The organism is Pseudoalteromonas sp. SG43-4, from assembly GCF_014164325.1.
GTDB lineage: Bacteria > Pseudomonadota > Gammaproteobacteria > Enterobacterales > Alteromonadaceae > Pseudoalteromonas > Pseudoalteromonas distincta.
On record NZ_JACJFB010000005.1, the window covers coordinates 182,741 to 204,076 of the forward strand.

The 21,336-nt window shown below is 40.7% G+C and carries 16 protein-coding genes and 1 other RNA gene; 10 read left to right on the forward strand and 7 right to left on the reverse strand.

What is annotated here, in order from left to right; genetic code table 11:
* Window positions 1-50: 50 nt before the first annotated feature.
* The gene (locus tag H5160_RS07165) at window positions 51-443 is read left to right on the forward strand and encodes a septal ring lytic transglycosylase RlpA family protein (RefSeq protein WP_024596251.1); all 393 of its coding nucleotides are present in this window, start codon (window positions 51-53) and stop codon (window positions 441-443) included.
* On the opposite strand, the gene cydC is transcribed toward H5160_RS07165, so the two are convergent.
* Genes cydC through H5160_RS07190 form a run of 5 tightly spaced genes read right to left on the reverse strand, consistent with a single transcriptional unit; the run spans window position 426 to window position 6,843 of the window.
* Window positions 426-2,171 (reverse strand): thiol reductant ABC exporter subunit CydC, encoded by a 1,746-nt coding sequence (gene cydC / locus H5160_RS07170; protein WP_182737132.1) that lies wholly within the window; start codon window positions 2,169-2,171, stop codon window positions 426-428. The two genes, H5160_RS07165 and cydC, sit on opposite strands and share 18 nt — an antisense overlap.
* The gene (gene cydD / locus H5160_RS07175; protein WP_182737169.1) at window positions 2,164-3,957 is read right to left on the reverse strand and encodes a thiol reductant ABC exporter subunit CydD; all 1,794 of its coding nucleotides are present in this window, start codon (window positions 3,955-3,957) and stop codon (window positions 2,164-2,166) included. Before cydD ends, cydC begins: the two co-directional genes overlap by 8 nt.
* The gene (cydX, locus tag H5160_RS07180; protein WP_182737134.1) at window positions 3,947-4,111 is read right to left on the reverse strand and encodes a cytochrome bd-I oxidase subunit CydX; all 165 of its coding nucleotides are present in this window, start codon (window positions 4,109-4,111) and stop codon (window positions 3,947-3,949) included. Before cydX ends, cydD begins: the two co-directional genes overlap by 11 nt.
* A gap of 12 nt (window positions 4,112-4,123) precedes the next feature.
* A complete protein-coding gene (gene cydB, locus H5160_RS07185) occupies window positions 4,124-5,263 on the reverse strand; it encodes a cytochrome d ubiquinol oxidase subunit II (RefSeq protein ID WP_220491144.1) in 1,140 nt (379 codons plus the stop codon).
* The gene (locus tag H5160_RS07190) at window positions 5,260-6,843 is read right to left on the reverse strand and encodes a cytochrome ubiquinol oxidase subunit I (RefSeq protein WP_182696042.1); all 1,584 of its coding nucleotides are present in this window, start codon (window positions 6,841-6,843) and stop codon (window positions 5,260-5,262) included. The genes cydB and H5160_RS07190 overlap by 4 nt, the downstream gene beginning before the upstream one ends.
* A 301-nt stretch (window positions 6,844-7,144) precedes the next feature.
* On the opposite strand from H5160_RS07190, the gene lpxB reads away from it, so the two are divergent.
* From lpxB to H5160_RS07220, 6 genes are all read left to right on the forward strand, one after another.
* A complete protein-coding gene (gene lpxB / locus H5160_RS07195) occupies window positions 7,145-8,302 on the forward strand; it encodes a lipid-A-disaccharide synthase (protein ID WP_182674388.1) in 1,158 nt (385 codons plus the stop codon).
* Entirely contained in the window at window positions 8,292-8,894 is a 603-nt protein-coding gene (gene rnhB / locus H5160_RS07200) for a ribonuclease HII (RefSeq protein ID WP_165723758.1), read from the forward strand. The genes lpxB and rnhB overlap by 11 nt, the downstream gene beginning before the upstream one ends.
* A 2-nt stretch (window positions 8,895-8,896) precedes the next feature.
* Window positions 8,897-12,388, forward strand: a complete 3,492-nt coding sequence (gene dnaE / locus H5160_RS07205) for a DNA polymerase III subunit alpha (RefSeq protein ID WP_002958298.1) — start codon at window positions 8,897-8,899, stop codon at window positions 12,386-12,388.
* Window positions 12,389-12,404: 16 nt separating this feature from the next.
* Window positions 12,405-13,361 carry an acetyl-CoA carboxylase carboxyl transferase subunit alpha gene (gene accA, locus H5160_RS07210; protein WP_002958297.1) on the forward strand — a complete coding sequence of 319 codons (957 nt, stop codon included), beginning with the start codon at window positions 12,405-12,407 and terminating at the stop codon, window positions 13,359-13,361.
* An 82-nt stretch (window positions 13,362-13,443) separates the two neighbouring features.
* Entirely contained in the window at window positions 13,444-14,748 is a 1,305-nt protein-coding gene (gene tilS / locus H5160_RS07215) for a tRNA lysidine(34) synthetase TilS (protein ID WP_182737136.1), read from the forward strand.
* Window positions 14,749-15,102, forward strand: coding sequence for a hypothetical protein (locus H5160_RS07220; protein WP_002958295.1), 354 nt, complete (start codon window positions 14,749-14,751; stop codon window positions 15,100-15,102).
* A 30-nt stretch (window positions 15,103-15,132) separates the two neighbouring features.
* On the opposite strand, the gene H5160_RS07225 is transcribed toward H5160_RS07220, so the two are convergent.
* Window positions 15,133-16,029 carry a GGDEF domain-containing protein gene (locus H5160_RS07225; RefSeq protein ID WP_182696038.1) on the reverse strand — a complete coding sequence of 299 codons (897 nt, stop codon included), beginning with the start codon at window positions 16,027-16,029 and terminating at the stop codon, window positions 15,133-15,135.
* 133 nt (window positions 16,030-16,162) lie between these two features.
* On the opposite strand from H5160_RS07225, the gene H5160_RS07230 reads away from it, so the two are divergent.
* On the forward strand, window positions 16,163-18,136 hold the full coding sequence (locus H5160_RS07230) for a monovalent cation:proton antiporter-2 (CPA2) family protein (protein WP_024596261.1): 1,974 nt from the start codon (window positions 16,163-16,165) through the stop codon (window positions 18,134-18,136).
* A 15-nt stretch (window positions 18,137-18,151) separates the two neighbouring features.
* On the opposite strand, the gene H5160_RS07235 is transcribed toward H5160_RS07230, so the two are convergent.
* A complete protein-coding gene (locus H5160_RS07235) occupies window positions 18,152-19,297 on the reverse strand; it encodes a patatin-like phospholipase family protein (protein WP_002958292.1) in 1,146 nt (381 codons plus the stop codon).
* 239 nt (window positions 19,298-19,536) lie between these two features.
* Here H5160_RS07235 and H5160_RS07240 point away from each other — a divergent pair, with 239 nt between their 5' ends.
* Both H5160_RS07240 and ffs read left to right on the forward strand, forming a co-directional pair.
* Window positions 19,537-20,412, forward strand: coding sequence for a DUF3014 domain-containing protein (locus tag H5160_RS07240; protein ID WP_182737138.1), 876 nt, complete (start codon window positions 19,537-19,539; stop codon window positions 20,410-20,412).
* Between the two features lie 139 nt (window positions 20,413-20,551).
* An RNA gene (ffs, locus tag H5160_RS07245) (signal recognition particle sRNA small type) lies at window positions 20,552-20,648 on the forward strand.
* Window positions 20,649-21,336 lie beyond the last annotated feature (688 nt).

The following is a 21,336-nucleotide window of genomic DNA, read 5'->3' on the forward strand; positions in this document are numbered from 1 at the left end:
CAGCGAGCTCAAGTTAGGATGCATCTAATTTGTATAATAAAAGTCATCCTATGCGTTTACCTAAGTTAGTTGTCACTCTTTTTATTACTTCAGCGTTAGCCGCTTGTAGTAGCCAACCTATTGTTAAATCATCTACTGGAGAGGTTACTCAAGTTGGTAAAGCATCTTTTTATGCTGACAAATATCACGGGAGAACAACTGCCAACGGAGAGCGCTTTAGCCAACAAGCCGCCACAGCAGCCCATTTAGAGTTCGACTTTGGCACTAAGGTCGTTGTTACCAACCTCGCTAATAATAAATCAGTCACGGTAAGAATTAACGATAGAGGCCCGTATGTGCGAGGTCGTATTATTGATTTATCAAAGAGTATGTTTGAAAAGATAGCCGACCCTAAAGTCGGCGTTATTGATGTATCAGTAACGGTTTTAAAACCGGGTAGTTAGCGCAATATAGTCGGGATAAGTGCTACTGAGCTCTTTATGAGAGCCTTGTGCGACTACTTTACCGCCTTCTAACCATACAACATTATCCATTTGAGCAAGTAGAGCGGGATCGTGCGTAATTGTCAGCACGCTGGCGTTATTCATAACATGCATTATTGCTTGCATTACCCCTTGCTTAGATTGATTATCAAGACCTTCTGTTGGTTCATCAAGAACTAAAATAGTAGGGTTTTTAAGTAATGCTTGGGCAATGGCTATACGCCTAGATTGACCTTGCGACACGTTACGCCCGCCAGTGCCTAATCGTGTTTTTAAACCTTCTTTTAGCTCATTAAACCATGGGCTCAATTGAGCTAATGCGAGCGCTTCAATCATTTGCTCTTTAGTTGCATTTGGCGCGGCATAACGTAAGTTTTCACTTAATGTGCCATCAAAAATATGGTGCTGCTGGGCGAGTATATTTATAACATTTGCGCGTATATCATTATTTAACGAATGTAAGTCAACAACGCTATTTTGATTGTTTAGCGTTATGCTGCCTTGTTGCAAAGGCCATAAACCAGTAAGTAAATTTACAAGCGTCGTTTTACCGCTGCCGCTTCTACCTACAATCGCTACTTTTTGCTGAGGCATTAGTTCAAAACTGATATTAGTTAGCGCTGTTTGTTCACCATATTGGTAGCTAATATTGTTAAGTACTAACGTGTGATTTTGCGCGCTAAAGTTTTCATCAATGTCTACATGTTTACTTTCAATTTGCGTACTAGCTGCTTTATCTTCAAGTGTAAACAATCGCTCTGCTGCTTTTAAAACATTTGGAAGCTCTATAAACGCGTTGGGTAGTAGTAATACGCTTTCAAAGCTTGCCAGTACAAATAAACTTAACATAGCAAGTTCTACATTTACCATACTGCTTGCGTAAACCAGCGGCACAATGGTTACTATGCTAGCAAGCATGGCTAATTGAACAACCAACAAGCTTAATCCATCTGAGTTTGCCAGTGCTTTGTGGCGAATAAATAATTGCTGATTGTACTGCTCGCTTAATTCGTCGCACTTATTAAGTTGCTGCGAACGGGCTTGATAAATACTAAGCTCTCTAAGGCCTGTAAGTGTATCTGAAAGCTCAGAGCGAAGTTGTGCACTAAGTTGTGTTTCTTTATGGCTGTTTTTAGTGAGCTTTATGCTGAGTAGGGCAGGTATAACCACACCAATAAGTATAATGCCAGTAAAGCAAATAAGGGCGACGTTGCCATTATAGGCCGACATAAACAGCATGATGATTGGCACACTTAAAAGAGCGACCAGCATAGGAAGTAAAACGTTTAAATAAAATTTGTCGAGTGCGTCTACATCGTTTTGTAATCGGTTAACTAGATCAGCGCTGCGGCTCATTGCTAAATCAACATTGTTAAGCTTGCTTAACGTTGCAAATACTTTGGTACGTATTTCACTTAGTAATAAAAATGTGGCGTTATGAGTAACTAGGCGTTCGCCATAGCGCGATGCTGTTCGCACAATAGCTAAAAAACGAATCGTGCCGGCAGGAGTAAAATAATTCATTTGTACGCCCGCAATACCAGCAGCGGCCATTGATGCTAAAAACCAGCCAGATATAGCCAACAGGCCCACATTAGCTAATACCGTAATCGTCGCTAAAAATGTACCCAATAGCATAGCTTTGTAATGAGGAGCACAAAGTTTTAATAAACGAATAAAATTACGCATGCACCACCCCTTGTTCAGCCGTTTTTAGTAAGTCAGCAAATGCACCATTTTGCGCTGCAAGTGTTTCAAAGTGACCTTGCTCAGCTATTTTTCCATCGTGCATCACAATGATATTGCTGGCATGTTTAACGGTATTTAATCTATGGGCAATAACTAATACTAAGTTGTTTTTAGCATATTCATTAATAGCATCTTGAATAAGCAGCTCTGTTTGACTATCAAGGTGCGCAGTGGGCTCATCAAGCACTAAGACTGGTGCTTGTTTTATAAATGCGCGAGCCAGTGCAATACGTTGTTTTTGACCGCCAGAAAGCCCTTCACCTTGCTCACCTATCTGGGTGTTAAAACCATCGGGTAGGGTATTAATAAATTCAAGCACACCAGCTTGTTTTGCCGCGTGTTCAAGCTCTTGCTGTGTGGCAGTGGGTTTGGCCAATTTAATGTTGGCAGCAATGGTGTCGTAAAATAGCGTCGCTTGTTGTGGTATCCATGCAATATTATTTTGCAAGTAAGTAATATCGGTTGTACTTAAACTCTGATCATTAATAGATAGGTTGTTAATCACCTCAGGGTGAAACCCTAATAGACAATCAAACAACGTACTTTTACCTGAGCCACTACTGCCCACAACTGCAATTAAGCCTTTATTTGGCAATGTTAAATTTATATTTTTAATCCCTTCGTTACTACCAGGGTATATAAAATTAAGGTCGGTAATACTTATTGAATTAATTGTATTTAAAGTTAAATTGTTTTCAGGTGCGCTTGTAGTTACTGACGCATTTTCGTCACTTGGCAGTGGGGCATTTAAAATCGCAACCATATCGGCCGCCGCACTAATACCTTGTAAACGTGCATGGTAATGACTACCTAGTTGGCGCAGTGGTAAATAAAATTCAGGCGCTAAAAGTAGCACCACAAAGCCAGTGGCAAAATCAAGAGTGCCAAAAAATAGTCTAAAACCAATAATTACGGCAACGAGTGCCACGCTAATAGTGGCTAAAAACTCAAGTGCAAATGATGATAAAAACGCGATTTTTAAAACATCGAGTGTCGCGTGTCTAAAATCATCTGAAATTTTAGCTATTTGTTTAAGCTCGGTACATGTTGCATTAAATAGTTTTAGCTGAGTTAAACCTTGCACGCGGTCAAAAAAGTAATTGCCCAGTACAGCAAGTTGCTTCCAGCGTTTTTGGTTTAAAGCTTCGGCTTTAGAGCCTACTAAAATCATGAAAAAAGGAATAAGTGGGGCGGTTAATAAAAATATCAGCCCAGCTTTATAATCTGTCGGAAAAATAACTACCAATATTGCCAGCGGAATAAGCGCGCTGTAAGCAACACCTGGCAAGTATTTAGCATAATAGTCGTGAAGTGCTTCAACGCCATTATGCAGGGTATTTAATGTAGCGCCTTGGCCGTGTTGTTCTATATAACTAGGCCCAAGTAAGCTGAGCTTATGGAGAAGTGTTTGGCGCATAGCCGATTTTATTTTAAGCGCAGCAAATGCACTTAAGCGCTCACTTAACGCTAAAAACACCGCGCGCAATAAAATAATGCCTGCTAAGGGCCATAATAAATGAGTGACTTGGGCTAAATTATTACCTTCAAACATTACATTATGAATAGCTTGAGCCAGTAAATAAGCACCTGCAATCATCAGTAATGCGTTAAAAGTACCCAGTGCAATGCTTAACTTTAACCACACTGCAGCGGGTTTACTTTGACGCTTTAAAAAAGCGCGCAGTGATTGCTGCTGCGCGCGATCTGGCCGGGGGTTAGTCGCCATCTTTTGTGTTGTTAGCATCATTTAATAGATCGTGCATGGCTTGTTCATCATCAGCAATACTGTTTTTATTTTGATGAAATTCGTACCACATTACATTTATCACACCTAAGGTACAGGCCAAAAGTACACCTAAAATCCAAGCGAAATACCACATTGTTTAGTCTCCTTAGTAGCTACCATGAGTGTTGTTTTCAATTTCTTCTACCGTTACTCTGCGCCACATTTTTACGTAACACCAAGTGGTGTAGGACAATATTAGTGGTACAAAAATACACACTGCAACAAACATTATATTGAGCGTTTTATGGCTCGATACCGCATCCCAAATTGTTAAGCTAATATTAGGGTTATTACTTGATGGCATAATAAATGGGAACAGAGAAACACCGGCCGTCATAATTACGCCAATTAACATTAAGCTTGTTGAAATAAGTCCAAGTGCAGGTTTATTTAATTTTGAAAACACAAGTGCACTTAATGCCATTGCAAAGGCTAAAATAGGGAAGGTCATTGTCCACGGACGAGTGCTGTAATTACTTAACCAAGCACCTTGCGCTGTAGTGACTACTTTAGCTAGAGGGTCTGCATGACTTTGTGTATCAGCCATCGATACAACTTGGTAACCCGTTAAGTTAGCCACCCAAAAACCAGCTGCAGCAAATAACACGATAAACATAATAAGAGAATAGCGACCATATTGACCCGAACGCTCTGCGACCACACTTGCTGTTCTAAGTTGTAACCACATACCTGCATGCGCAACTAACATGGTAATACTTACTAAACCTGCAAGTAATCCAAATGGGTTAAGCAAGCCAAAAAATGATCCTTGGTAGCTAACACGCATAAGGTTATCAATATTAAACGGTACGCCTAAAAATAAATTACCAAACGCAACACCAAATACTAATGCTGGAATTGCGCTGCCTGCAAGCAAGCCCCAATCCCAGTTATTGCGCCAGCGTTTTGAGTCTACTTTACTGCGGTAATCAAATCCAAGTGGTCTAAAAAACAAAGCAAAGAGTACTAGCATCATGGCAAAGTAAAAGCCCGAAAATGCAGCTGCATAAACCATAGGCCACGCCGCAAATAACGCGCCGCCTGCAGTTATAAACCATACTTGGTTACCATCCCAATGCGGGCCAATTGTGTTTATTACTGTGCGGCGCTCTGAATCTGTTTTACCAACGAGGCGAAGCAACATAGCAACGCCCATATCCATACCATCGGTAATAGCAAAACCAATAAGCAGCACACCAATGATCAACCACCAAAGCATTTTTAATGTTTCATAATCAAAAATCATGATTGCTCTCCTTCAGTTTTATCAGCTTTGCTTGGTAATTCAAAATGATACTTACCAGTATGTAGCGAGCTTGGCCCTTGCTTAACAAAGCGGATCATCAGCCAGCCTTCCACAATGGCTAAACCAGTATAGAAAACAATAAACCCAGTTAAGCTAATTAAAATATCGTTTACTGTTAGTGACGACGTGGCTAAAAAGGTCGGCAGTATTTCAGATATAGCCCAAGGTTGACGACCATACTCGGCAACAATCCAGCCAAACTCAATCGCTATCCAAGGTAGTGGAATACTCAATACGGCAGCCCATAACAACCAGCGTTTTTGCTCAATAACGCGGTGTGCGTTGTAGTAAAATGCCAATATAAATACACCTAGCATGGCCACACCACAGGCAACCATAATCCTAAATGACCAAAACATAGGGCCTACTTTAGGAAAAGAGTCTTTAACAGCTTTTTGAATTTGTTCTTCAGTAGCATCTACAACATCTGGTGTGTAGCGCTTAAGTAGCAAGCCATAACCTAAATCATCTTTTAGAGTATTAAATTTGGCAATATTATCTGGCGTATCTTCACCGTTTCTGAGTTTTGTAAGGTATTCATAAGCAATCATACCGTTGCGAATACGTACTTCATGTTGTTTTTCTAGGTCGTTAATACCCGTTACTTGCTCATCAAGTGAGCGCGTAGCAATTAACCCAAGTGCGTAAGGTATTTTAACCGCCGCATGTGTTACTTGCTCTTCTGAATCAGGAAAACCAAATGCGGTAAACGCAGCCGGAGCTTCTTCTGTGTGCCATTCGGCTTCAATTGTGGCAAGTTTTACTTTTTGGACTTCGCCTACTTCGTAGCCTGATTCGTCACCGAGTAAAATTACACACAAAATTGACGCTAAACCAAAGCCTGATGCGACTGAAAAAGAGCGTTTAGCAAATGCTAAATCACGACCCTTCAATATGTACCAGCTACTAATACCAAGCACAAACATAGACGCTGCTACATAACCTGCCGATACAGTATGAATAAACTTAACTTGGGCTACAGGGTTAAACACAAGCTCTGCAAAACTGGTCATTTCCATGCGCATGGTTTGATAGTTAAATTCAGCGCCTACTGGGTTTTGCATCCAACCGTTGGCAATTAAAATCCACAGCGCCGACATGTTAGTACCAATGGCCATTAAAAAGGTCGCGCCTAAATGTTGGCGTTTAGAAAGCCTGTCCCAGCCTAAAAAGAACATACCCACAAAGGTCGATTCTAAAAAGAATGCCATTAAACCTTCAATAGCCAGGGGAGCCCCAAAAACATCACCTACGTAATGGGAGTAATAAGACCAGTTAGTACCAAACTCAAATTCCATGGTAAGGCCTGTTGCCACACCAATTGCAAAGTTAATACCAAACAATTTTCCCCAAAACTTAGTCATATCACGATAAATTTCGCGACCGGTCATAACATAAACCGATTCCATAATAACTAAAATCCAGGTCATACCTATCGTTAACGGTACGAATAAGAAATGAAAGAGAGCGGTAACAGCAAACTGTAATCGCGATAGATCCACAAAGGTTTCATCTATCATTATTGGCTCCTTGAGAGTGACGGATTAACAGGGCAACATTTTATTGGCAAAGTTAAAATTTAATGAACTTTCAGTAATTACTGAAAGTTTGTAATAGTATTTACGTTTGTGCAATCTTTGTCAACATACATATTAGTAAAGCGTAATATATATTTCCTATGCTACATCAGTATTAAAAACAAACAACATAAAGCCTTAACTTAGGTAATAAAAAACCAGTTATTTAAAGCGTTTAACCAAACAGTAAAACACGGTAAACTAACAAGCATGAACGCCTGGTTTACTTGTGAAATAAAATCAAATGAATAAAGATAAAAAACAACTACGAATTGGTATTGTGGCAGGTGAACTGTCGGGCGATATTTTAGGTGAAGGCTTAATTAAAGCCCTTAAAAAACACTTTCCGGACGCTATTTTTGAAGGAATAGCAGGACCTAAAATGCAAGCGCAGGGCTGTAAAACACTTTACGACATGGATGAGCTTTCGGTTATGGGGCTTGTTGAGGTGCTAGGGCGTTTACCACGTTTGCTTAAAATACGTAAACAACTCGTGCAGCATTTTGTAGATAACCCACCTGATGTATTTATAGGTATTGATGCACCGGATTTTAACTTACGTGTAGAAAAGCCACTTAAAGATGCGGGTATTAAAACCGTACAGTATGTAAGTCCGTCTGTTTGGGCGTGGCGCGAAAAGCGCATTCATACAATAAGTGCAGCCACTAACTTAGTGTTAGCATTATTACCATTTGAAAAAGAGTTCTACGATAAGCACCAAGTGCCATGTACATTTGTGGGGCATACCTTGGCAGACGACATAGCACTTGAGCACGACGATACTAAAGCACGAGAAGAACTCGGCTTAAGCCTTGATGACAAAGTACTGGCGCTGCTACCTGGTAGTCGAGGCTCTGAAGTTGGTTTGCTAAGCGAGACTTACATTAAAACAGCTGCTGAGCTGCAAGCTAAAAACCCCAATCTTAAAATTGTGGTGCCGTTGGTTAACGAAAAACGCAAAGCGCAGTTTAGTGATATATTAAACGCTACCGCACCAAACCTTAATGTTAACCTGCTTGATGGGCAATCAAAATTAGCGATGCAAGCTGCTGATGCTATTTTATTAGCCTCGGGCACAGCAACACTTGAAGGTATGCTTTATAAAAAACCAATGGTTGTGGGCTATAAAATAAAGCCTTTGAGCTATTGGATTTTTAAAACTTTATTTACGTTTAATATTAAGTACTTTTCGCTGCCTAATTTATTAGCCGACGAAGAGCTAGTGCCTGAGTTTTTACAAACCGAGTGTAATGTGACTAACTTAACAAACGCACTTACCCCTATGCTCAACACAGATAACAAAGAGCTAAAAGCACGCTTTTTAGCTATTCACGAAAAAATCAGATTAAATGCCAGTGAACAAGCAGCCAATGCTGTGGCGGAGTTAATAAATGCAAATTGATAGACCCAATGTATCCTTAATTGCTGGTGTAGATGAAGTAGGGCGCGGCCCGCTTGTTGGTGATGTAGTCACTGCCGCCGTCATTTTAGATCCCACTAAACCAATTGCAGGTTTAGCAGATTCTAAAAAATTAACGGATAAAAAACGCCAAGCACTTGCAGTTGAAATTAAAGAAAAAGCATTGTGCTACGCGTATGGACGCTGCAGTCCAACAGAAATTGATGAGTTAAATATTCTACACGCAACGATGCTTGCCATGACTCGCGCAGTAGAGGCATTAAGCACACAACCTGAATTTGTATTTATAGATGGTAATCGATTGCCAAAACTCACTATGCCAGCACAAGCTGTTGTTAAAGGTGATAGCTTAGTGGCCGAAATTTCAGCAGCGTCTATTTTAGCTAAAGTAGCGCGCGATGACGAAATGCTTGAACTTGATGCACGCCACCCAGAATATGGTTTTGCAGGGCACAAAGGGTATCCCACTAAAGCGCACTTTGCAGCGCTTGAACAGTACGGTGCAATTGACGAGCATCGTAAAAGCTTTAAACCTGTGCAGCGGGTTTTGGCGCAAGCCAATGGTGAGGGCTAAGCATGGCTGCTCCTGATTTTGTTCATTTAAGAGTTCATTCAGACTTTTCGATGGTTGATGGCCTTGCTAAAACAAAGCCAATCGTCGCAAAAGCGCAAGAGCTGCAAATGCCAGCCATTGCAATTACCGATCAAATGAACTTTTGTGGTTTAGTGCGTTTTTATGGCGCCACGCATAATGCAGGTATTAAACCTATAGTGGGTGCTGACTTTTGGGTTCGTAGCCCAGAGTTTCCTGATGAGCCAAGCCGCTTAACTATATTAGCCAAAGACAACGACGGCTATAAAAATATTACCTTGCTGATATCTAAAGCTTATCAGCGTGGGCATGTATTTCATCGCCCTGTGATTGACCGCGAGTGGTTAGTTGAGCTAAAAGCAGGCTTAATTATTCTCTCAGGCGCTAAAGACGGTGACTTAGGTAAAGCATTATTAAAAAATAATCCGACTGTAATTGAATCGGTTGTTAGTTTTTATAAGCAGCATTTTAGCGATAACTACTACCTAGAGCTTGTTCGCACCAATCGACCGCTTGAAGAAGATTACTTGCACATGGCGGTAGAGCTTGCTGCTAAAGAGCAACTACCGGTTGTAGCCACCAACGAAGTGGTGTTTTTAAAGCCCGAAAACTTTGAAGCGCACGAAATTCGTGTTGCTATTTTTGACGGTTACACGCTCGATGATAAGCGCCGCCCTAAACGGTTCTCTGAAGAACAATATCTAAAAACACCTGAGCAAATGGCTGAGTTGTTTAGCGATATTCCAGAAGCCCTACAAAATACCGTAGAAATCGCTAAGCGTTGTAATGTAACTGTGCAATTAGGTACTTACTTTTTACCTGATTACCCAACCGGCTCGCTTAAAATTGAAGACTTTTTAGTTAAAGTGTCACAAGACGGCCTTGAAGAACGACTACAGTTTTTATTCCCCGACGAAGAAGATAGAAAAGTAAAACGTGTTGAATACGATGAGCGTCTTGCAATTGAGCTCGGTGTAATCAACCAAATGGGATTCCCAGGTTACTTCTTAATCGTAATGGAGTTTATTCAGTGGAGTAAAGATAATAATATTCCTGTTGGACCTGGTCGTGGTTCAGGTGCAGGTTCGTTAGTTGCGTACGCACTTAAAATTACCGACCTTGATCCACTTGAGTTTGACTTACTCTTTGAGCGATTCTTAAACCCTGAACGTGTATCAATGCCCGATTTCGACGTCGATTTTTGTATGGATAGACGAGACGAAGTAATTGATCACGTGTCGGCTTTGTATGGTCGGGATGCGGTTTCGCAAATTATTACCTTTGGTACCATGGCTGCAAAAGCGGTAATACGCGATGTAGGGCGAGTGCTTGGCCATCCTTACGGGTTTGTTGATCGAATTTCAAAATTGATTCCGGGTGACCCCGGTATGACACTTGCCAAAGCGTTTGATGTAGAACCGCGCTTGCAAGAAGCCTACGATGGCGACAATGAGGTAAAAGACTTAATCGACATGTGTCGCATCCTTGAAGGGTGTACACGTAATGCCGGTAAACATGCGGGTGGCGTAGTAATATCGCCAACCACTATTACCGACTTCGCTGCGCTTTATTGCGACGACGAAGGTAAGTTTCCAGTAACACAGTTTGATAAAAACGATGTAGAAACAGCCGGCCTAGTTAAGTTCGATTTCTTGGGTTTACGTACACTGACTATATTGCAGTGGGCGGTCGATATGACCAATGTGCGCATGAAGCGCCAAGGTAAAGACCCCGTTGATATAAACACCATTCCACTGGATGATAAAAAAAGTATTGAGTTGCTACTTCGAGCCGAAACGACTGCTGTATTCCAGCTAGAGTCGCGTGGTATGAAAGACTTAGTACGCCGCCTTAAGCCCGACTGCTTTGAAGATATGATTGCACTTGTGGCCTTGTTCCGCCCAGGTCCACTGCAATCAGGCATGGTAGATAACTTTATCGACCGAAAACTGGGCCGCGAAGAAATCTCATACCCAGATGCGCAGTATCAGCACGAAAGCTTAAAACCAATACTTGATCCAACCTACGGCATTATTTTGTATCAAGAACAAGTAATGCAAATTGCGCAAGTACTAGCAGGTTACACGCTAGGTGGCGCCGACATGCTGCGTCGTGCAATGGGTAAGAAAAAACCCGAAGAAATGGCAAAGCAGCGTTCAACATTTGAAGATGGTGCAAGAAATAACGGCATTGACGGCGAGCTTGCGATAAAAATCTTCGACTTGGTAGAAAAGTTCGCAGGTTACGGTTTTAACAAATCTCACTCAGCAGCTTACGCACTCGTATCGTATCAAACATTGTGGATGAAAACGCATCATCCTGCAGAGTTTATGGCTGCGGTAATGTCGGCCGATATGGATAACACCGACAAAATAGTTATTTTGGTGGATGAATGTGAAAACATGAAGCTCACCTTATTACCACCAGACGTAAATGCAGGTGAGTTTAAGTTTACAGTAAACCTTGAAGGTGAAATTGTTTACGGCATTGGCGCGATAAAAGGCGTGGGTGAAGCACCGGTTGATGCAATCCTAGAAGCGCGTGCAAAAGGCGGCCCATTTAAAGATTTATTTGATTTTTGTGCCCGTGTTGATTTAAAACGCTTAAATAAACGTGTTACCGAAAAATTAATTTACGCGGGTGCTTTGGATCAATTAGGACCAGAGAAAACCCAATCTGGGCGTGCTACATTACTAGCCAGTTTAAAAGATGCTATGCGTGCGGCCGATCAACACAACAAAGCTGAGCAATTAGGACAAAGTGACTTATTTGGTTTATTAGCCACTGAGCCTGATGAAGTTGAACAAGCTTTTATTAAAGCCACAGGGCTTACTGATAACGAGTGGTTAGATGGCGAAAAAGAGACGCTAGGCCTTTATTTAACTGGGCATCCAATAAATCAGTACCGCCGTGAGCTTAGGCATTACACTAGCGGAAAAATAGTTGATTTACAGCCAACTAATCGTGATGTGTTTGCAACGGCCGCTGGTTTGGTGATTGCTTCTAGAGTATTAATTAATAAAAAAGGAAATCGTTGGGCCTTAGTAACTTTAGATGACAAGAGTGCACGGATTGATGTACGCTTGTATTCAGACGAGTTTGAAAAGTACCAAGATATGCTCCAAGTTAACAATATCTTGGTAATATCTGGACAGGTCAGCTTTGATAACTTCTCCGGTGGTATTACAATGACCGCCAGAGAAATAAACACCATTGCTCAAGCGCGTGAAAAGCGTATTAAAGCGATTAAAATGACGCTGAACATGGTGCAAATCGAGGCAGGTTTCTTCGATAAATTACAAAAAGTACTCGAACCCTATAAAATGGGAACGTGTCCGATCAAGGTTTATTACCAACGTCCAGATGCGTTGGCGCAATTAACTCTTGGGATCGAATGGTGTGTTACGCCAAGTGACGACTTAATCCATAAGTTATCACTAATGGCTGCGCAAGATGTAGAACTAGAATTTAACTAATTAGGTAGTTTAGAGCATGAGCCTCAATTATCTTGATTTTGAGCTTCCAATTGCAGAATTAGAAGCAAAAATTGAAGAATTACAAAGTATCAGCCGCGCTGGCGAATTAGACCTTGAGTTAGAAGAGGAAGTCAGCAAATTAAAAGAAAAAAGTGCCAAACAAAAACAGGAGATTTTTTCTAATTTAGGCGCTTGGCAAGTATCACAGTTAGCACGTCATCCGTTGCGTCCTTACACTCGAGATTATATCGAGCGCATTTTCACGGAATTTGACGAGTTTGCTGGCGATCGTACTTTTGCTAACGATCCAGCTATTTTAGGTGGCATTGCGCGTTTAGATGGCGAACCGGTAATGGTTATTGGCCAACAAAAAGGTCGTGATACTGCTGAAAAAATTAAACGTAACTTTGGTATGCCAAAGCCAGAAGGTTACCGTAAAGCATTACGCTTAATGGAAATGGCTGAGCGTTTTAAAATGCCAATCATGACCTTTATTGACACACCAGGTGCATACCCAGGTGTTGGCGCTGAAGAACGTGGTCAATCTGAAGCAATCGCACGTAACTTAAAAGTAATGGCGTCACTTAAAGTGCCGACAATATGTACGGTTATTGGTGAAGGCGGTTCAGGTGGTGCATTAGCGATTGGTGTTGGCGACAGAGTTAACATGTTGCAGTACAGCACTTATTCTGTAATTTCGCCTGAAGGTTGTGCGTCTATTCTTTGGAAAAGCGCTGACAAAGCACCGCTTGCAGCAGAAGCAATGGGTGTAACCGCAGAGCGCGTTAAAGAGCTAGACTTAATCAACAACTTAGTTGATGAGCCACTAGGTGGTGCACATCGTAATTACGATGCTATGGCACGTAACTTAAAAGTACGCCTTAAGCGTGACCTAGCAGACTTACAAGCGCTTACGCTTGAAGAAATGCTTGATCAACGTTACAAACGTTTAATGTCGTTTGGTTATTGCTAAACACATTAATTGTTAAAAAAAGCCGCTTATGCGGCTTTTTTGCTTTAAAATGTTCAGAGTTTTTATATAAAAGTGCGGCCATATGCATACAACAGCAATTTATCAGCAATTAAAAAAATCACTAAATAGCTATATTGAGCAAGGTAACACTGTTTTTACTGTGGCGCTTTCTGGTGGTGTTGATTCTGTGGTGTTGCTGCATTTAATGCGTGCTTTAAGAGCCGATAACCCTGCAATTGATGTATCGGCTATTTATGTTCACCATGGCTTGAGCCAGTATGCCGATGACTGGCAACGCTTTTGCAAAAAGGTATGTATTGAGCTTGATGTGCCTTTTAAAGTCGCAAAAGTTGTAATTGAGCAGCAGTCGCGTACGAGCCTTGAAGCCCAAGCTCGCGATGCACGTTACAAAGCACTTGATGAGCTAAGCCCACAAGGCAGCATTGTTTTATTGGGCCAACATTTAAACGACCAAGTAGAAACGTTTTTACTGCGCTTAAAGCGTGGCTCGGGTTTAAAAGGGCTTGGCGCCATGCACCAAGTGCGTTTGCTGCAAAGTGGCCGTGTATGTTTTAGGCCATTGTTAAACGTAAAGCGAAGCGATATAGAAGCGTTTGCGGCGCGCTTTAGTATTAACCACATAACTGATGACTCAAATACAGATGAAAGTTTTGACCGTAACTTTTTACGCTCAAAAATAGTACCTGTGTTAGCCGAGCGTTTTACTGGGTTTGAACAATGTACAGCACGAAGTATTGAGCTACTACAACAACAGCAAACACTACTTGATGAGTACACTCAGCTTGATTTAAATAAGTGTATTAACGAGTACCAAGCACTGTGCATTAGCCAAATAAGCGAATACAGCTCAGCGCGTATTGCAAATATAGTACGTGCGTGGCTTACATTATTTACACAGGTCATGCCATCGCAAAAGCAGCTTGAGCAAATTATTAATCAAGCAATGTGCGCAAAAAACGACGCGCAAATGCGTATTGATTTGCTCTATGGGCAAATACGTCGTCATCAAGGTTATTTGTATTTTGTAACACCAAGTGAAGTATTAACAGATATTGAGCTAAATCATTCGCAGCTAAAACTTGCAGACGGGCGCTTATTAATTAAAAGCATTGGTTTTGGAGTAAGACCTCCACACTCAAATGAGCAAGTAATAGTGCGCTTTAATTGCAATAGCGCACGTATTAAACCACTTAAAAAGCCTGGTAGTAATACAGTTAAGCATTGGTTTAAAGATGCAAAAATAGCGCCGTGGCTACGCGCCAGTGTGCCACTTATTTTTTATAATGATGAATTAGTTCAAGTGGTTGGTTGTTTTATAAGCGCTAAGCATGTTGATGAAAATGGTATTTTTTGGGAGTGTAAATAAATGAGTAAACAGCCGCATGTTGGCTTATCGTTAGTAAAAAAAGCGCCAATGGGTATGCTAATAACAGCGCTTATAGCTGTTATCGCTAATGTTTTACTTGAGTTAAATATAGTTACGTTAGGTTATGCAGTCGCTGGTGGGATTGCATCTGCAGTACTTTTATTAGCTTATTGGTTAGGTAAAGGTGGATTGTTTTTTATTTTAGGCGTGAGTCTGCCACTGCTTTTAGTATTATTTACACCGCTTGCGACTATTACTGCATTACTTAATTTAATTAGCGGGTTCTTTTTTGGTTTTTGTGCTGCGTTGTTTATTTATAAATTGGTAAGTGCAAAGCCTAGCGGGGGAAGCTAGGCTTTTTTATTTAATGCAGTTAAGTAAAGGCTAATATGCTTTTGCGCAGTTTCTACCTGATGCCTTTGCTTTGTATAAACCTTTATCGGCTCGAGCAAATATCTCAGTTTCGCAATCTTGGCTGTTAGCTAAAGTAAAGCCAATACTGGTTGTTACTTTATACTTAGACATTAATGGCGATTTTCTTACTAAGCACATTATACGCTCAGCAATCACTTTATTAGTTGTAAACTCAGGGTCTTCAATAAGTAAAGCAAACTCATCACCACCAAATCTAAATACCGAATCAGTGCCGCGTATACTGCTACACAGTACTTTTGAAAATTCTTTAAGTGTATCGTCACCAATTTTATGGCCGAAGTTGTCGTTAACTTGTTTAAAGTTATCTAAATCAAGCAACATTAAACTAAATGGGCGTTGATAACGGCGACAGTTTTCAAGCTTTTGAAGTAAAAAGTCATTAAATTGACTACGATTATTTAAACCGGTTAACGCATCCTTTGTGGCAAGCTTTAGTACGCGGCTATACATCATCGCATTACGAAGTGGATAAACCAGCGCACTATGTAATGTATGTAATTTTTTCTCAATTGCGTGACCAAGTGGGAATTTACTAAAATAAATTAGCTGCCCTAAGTGGTCTTTATTAATCGCTAAATCAAAAATATAGGGTGTACTATTTGTATCACTTTGTGATGTTTGAGCAGTACCTAAAGTTGATTGAAACTGCAATCCAGAAAAATTGAGCAATTGTTTTGCAAATTTAGCGTAAATAGCCAGAACATCCTCGATCACTAAGCTTGTTTGTAGCTCTGCGACGAGTTCATGCGTTTCAGTTATTTCATTTGTAGGTGAGTGTTCAGCCGAAAACGGCAAAAAATCACCGCGACCAGACACACGCTGCGTCAAAATATGGACGTTTTCCATAAAATTCTCCCCCGAGGGTGTTACTTTGCAATAACTAAGCTATTTTTGTGCCATATTTTAAAATTGCATGAAAAACATATGGTTGTTATATTTACTTACAAGCTACTAGTTTAATTTAAACGCGAGGCTGCATTTGCAAAGTATTAATGCTCAAATTTTTGGCTTATTAGTCGCGGCAGTTCTTTTTGTGTGGTTTTTTAAGCGCATTGGCTTGCCGCCTATTTTAGCGTACCTAGCAACGGGGGTTTTAGCCGGTAGTCATGGTATTGGCTGGCTTGCACAATCTCACGAAATAGAGTTTGTAGCTGAATTGGGTATTGTGTTTTTGTTATTTAGTTTAGGGCTAGAATTTTCTATTTCTCGACTAATGGCAATGCGCAACCTAGTATTTGGTTTGGGCTCATTACAAGTAGGTATAACCAGTTTACTCTTCATTATTATTCTATATTGCTTAAACTTTTCATTACTCACCAGTTTTACCATCGGCACAATTATGGCGCTTTCTTCAACCGCTGTAGTAGTTAAGCTATTAAAAGAAACGGGTGAGCTTAATCAGCGCCGTGGGCAATTAGCCGTTGGTGTTCTACTTTTTCAAGATATTGCTGTCGTTCCTCTATTAATAATACTTCCTTTATTTGCATCAAGTGACTCTCAAAGTATTGGCTGGGCTTTAGCGTTTGCCCTAAGTAAAGGCGCATTTGTATGTGTGCTTCTTTGGGCAATTGGTAAATGGGTATTGCCCATTGTGTTTAAAGAAATAGCGCAAGTACGAACCGATGAGCTATTTGTACTTACCACCATATTAGTCGCGTTGTTTGCAGGCTTTTTAACGTATATGTTTGGCTTGTCTATGGCGCTAGGTGCTTTTTTAGCCGGAATGATGTTAGGTGAGAGCCATTACAGGCATCAGTTAGAGGCCGATATACGCCCATTTCGCGATATTTTAATGGGGCTATTTTTTGTTACTGTAGGTATGCAGCTGGATATTTTATTTGTACTGGGGCATATCGTAATAATTATTGGCGCCTTGCTGGGTTTACTGGTATTAAAAATTGCAGTGGTAGCCTTTAGCGCGCGGCTAATGCATGAGCGAAACCAAGATTCACTCGCCTGTGGCATTATGCTGTGGCAAATGGGGGAGTTTGGCTTTGTACTTATTGCACTTGCTGGCCAGCATCAATTATTAAATTCAGAGCAAGCTTCATTTTTAATTGCCCTTGGTGTGCTTTCAATGGCATTTACCCCATTTTTGATTGATAAAACGCCATTTATTTTAAAGCGTTTAGGCATACTCGATCGCCCAAGTTTGGCGCTCGAGAGTGAGCCACAAAGTAGTACGCTTTATAGTGACCATGTTGTTATTTGTGGTTTTTCGCGAGTTGGGCAAACTATAGCGCGTTTTTTAAAGCCCGAAGCAATAGACTATGTTGCGATTGAAAGTAACCCAATTTTAGTACAAGAAGGCAAAGCGGCGGGTGAGCCTGTCATATTTGGCTATGTTAAACAAAAAGATATTTTAAAGTGCGCAGGAGTAGAGCGAGCTCGCTTGGTTATTATTACTTTTACAGAGTTTGATCATGCACAAGTTGTGATTGATGCCATAAAGCAAATAGCACCCAATGTTAAAATACTCATTCGTACCCGTGACGATAGCCAGCTAGATTATTTAAAAGAGCTAGGTGTAACCGAAGTAGTACCTGAGTCGTTAGAGGCAAGCTTAATGCTCGTGTCGCATGTGTTGTCTATGTCGGGCGTACCGATGACGCGTATTGTGCGAAGAGTAAGTAAAGAGCGTCGTAATCGTTATCCGTTAATGCAAAGCTTTTATGCAGGCTATTTTAAAGATAACGAAGATACATCAAGTGACCGGTTAGAGTACTTACATGTGGTTGCTCTGCCTGATAAAGCTTATGCAGTTAATAAAACAATCGAAAATCTAAATTTAGAAAAGCGTCGGGTACTGGTAAAAGCGCTGCGCAGAGAAGGAGCCGAAATAGACACGCCATCAGCACAAACAACCTTATTGGCTAATGACGTTTTAGTGTTACAAGGTAAACCAAGGCGTGTTGAGCGGGTAGAGCACTACCTGCTCGACGGAATAGAATAACGTTTCTGTTTGAGCTTAATCTAGTTCTAAAAACTTGCGTATCTCCGGTAATTTTTTCATACCGTCTTCATAACCAATTTGCATTAAATGCTGGGTGTAGCGTTTTTCAAACAATAGATAACTGGTTAAGCTCGATTGCGAATGTTTTTTAACACCTATGGTACGTAGCAATACTTTAATAGCCCAAGGCATATCGTCGTAATACTGCGCTGCAATTGCGTTAAAGTTTTGCGATGGGTTAATTACAAAGGTATCTATTTGTTTAAGTTCTTGATGTTTATCACGAGCGGGTAATAGCCCTAATGTTCGGTTAACACGAGCCAAACGCTCTAAATCCGATTGCATAGTGTCGGTAAATACACTGTCTAGTAAATGCCCCGCAACAGCAGAGAGTCCAGGATAATGTGGCGAATAACCCGGCGGGTGTAATTCTTTAGGTTGGTCTACCCCAATAATAAATATTTTTTCAGCGCCTAAATGAATCGACGGACTCAGCGGAGAAAGTTGATGTATAGAGCCATCACCAAAGTAATGGTTATAAATATTTACACTTGGAAACACCATAGGAATGGCACTTGATGCCATTAAGTGCTCAACATTAATACGAGTTGCGCGGCCTTCGCGTTTAGCACGTTGCCACGATGTTTGCGTATTAGATTGAAAAAATGCAACCGAGTCACCCGTTGTATAACTTGAGGCTGTAATAGACAGCGCATCTAAATAATTACGGTGTAAATTGCGCTCAATGCGGTGTAAATCTAAAATCTCGTTTAATAAACTACGCAGAGGGCGGTTATTTAGTAAGCTCGCTGGTGGGTGGTTAATATGCTCTGACTGAAAGCTCGTTAAGATATTGCGAGCAATATGACCAAACACGCTTAAAAAGTCACTTTTATAGACCATAGAGGTTGAAAAGTTTTTCCAAACTGATTCGAGCTTTCGTACAGCCAAATGCGCACAAGAAGCGTAACATGCCAATGCAGCAGAGTTAATAGCGCCAGCGGAGGTGCCATTTATTACTCTAAATGGCAATGGAGCAGTACGAGGCATACTATGAGCTAGCGCTTTTAGCACACCGACTTGATAAGCAGCTCGTGCGCCACCACCTGTAAGTAATAAGGCAGTTTTAGGTTTTTGTGGATCAACTTGCTTGATTTTCATATTGGTGGTTAAACTGTTCTACGTCTTTACTTTATTTATTAACTGTAAGTCTTTAAGCTAGAAGAATCAAAGGATAACTGCCCTAATGCTTATTACATTATTTAATCACCCAATTTAGTAGGTAACTTACTTTGCTATAATTGCCGTATTATAAAATGTCATAGTATTTGTGTAAGAATGAATTTAATCCACTTAGCGTACTCTAAGTGATATCGCATTTTAATTTTTATGGAGTTCGTATGTCAGATAAACCAGAAGCATCAGATGTTCAAAAACGTCCACCTAATAACAATATTCTTTTCGCCGTTATTATTTTAATAGTCGTAGCATGTGCGGCTGCCTTCGTATTGCTCACACCAAGTGACGAGCAAGAAACACGCACTGAGGTAGAGCCCGCAGTTAAAGAGCAACCTATGATGGAGCTTAAACCCGAGAACGACCCAGTGGTAGACGCGCCATCTGTAATGCCAGAAAAACCAGCCGAGCTTGAAGTACCAGTACAAAGCCCGAGCGAGCCGGAGCCTGAAGTAGAGCCACTACCAACACTTAACGAAAGTGATGCAGTTGTGGTTGCTAAAATGGATGAGTACCTAAGCGACTCAGTAATGAGCCTAATGGTGACCGACGATGTAATTCGCCGTGGTGTTGTATATGTAGATAACCTAGCTAAAGGTAAGGTAGCTAAAAAGCACACGCCTGTTGTACAGCCAGAAGAGAAATTTAGCGTTAATGAAGGGGATATCCTCACAATTAACCCTAACAGCTACGAGCGTTATACCCCGTATGTGAAAATATTTACCAGTATGAGTGCAGCGCAAGCCGTTCGCATGTACGAAGAGTACAAGCCACTTATAAATAATGCATACAGTGAAATTGGTTATGGAGATGATGAGTTTAATCAAACGCTAACCGATGCAATCGATTTATTACTTGATACGCCAGAGCCTGAAGGTGACTTGCCGTTACTTCGCGATTCAGTGACGTATCAGTATGCGTTTTCGGAGTGGGAGCAATTACCTGCTGCGCAAAAACAGCTTTTACGTATGGGTCCAGAAAACATGAAAAAAGTAAAAGCAGCACTTCGTAATATAAAAGCGCAGTTAGAGAACAATTAATACGCACTAAAACAGCTAAATACGTCGCGATTGTATATGAAGTATGCAATCGCACTTTCTTTTTAGATTATCCCTTGAATAACCGAGCAAAAGTAGAGATAATCCTTCCCGCGCCAACCAAGGCCCTCAATGGTAGTCTTATTGGTCCTCTCGCAACACTAGCAGGCGAACCTGGTCAGGCCCGGAAGGGAGCAGCCACAGTTTGTGACGTGTGTGCCGAGATGTGGCTGGTAAGACTGCCACCCAAATTCCTCATTTGGGTGTTGTTTGAAGTATAAGTTGACATATTTGTACTAAAAGATGGCATAAACCAGAAGCATAAGATGACATAATTTAGTATTAACCAAATTGTTAAATGGCTCACTCACATTTGCACTTCGGCTTTTTGCCTTTTCCAATAACTTGATAAAGGCTACCACTGACAGTTTTGATTAGCTGGTTCTGAGGTGATATTTCCACTATTCTTGATGTGCTAATATAATCGTTTGTTGCGAATCGGTACGTCATATCATCGACATAGATATCCTATAAAATTTATCCAATCATTTTCTTCACCATCAAAAATTGAAACTTAACGGTGTTTAAGTCTTAATGAGAAATATCTATTTCTACTAAATTAATCGGAATTTTTTAGCATTAAAAAACTGGCTTTGGTATCAGGAGCTTTTAATTCAAGAAAACCAGTCACTTTATGCCATTTTATGATTCAACTCTATGTCAACTTACGCTTCACTTTTGTCGCTGTGGAGCAATAAAACCGAGTTTGGTTATGCCAACTTATACTTCAAGCAACATTGGGTGTATATCGCTAACTCCTTAATTTTTATATTTTTTCACTAAATTAATCCATAATACCTAATAGTTTCCAGCTCCTTTTCTCGCTAGACAACTTTTAACTTGTACGCAATAATGTAGCAATTATAT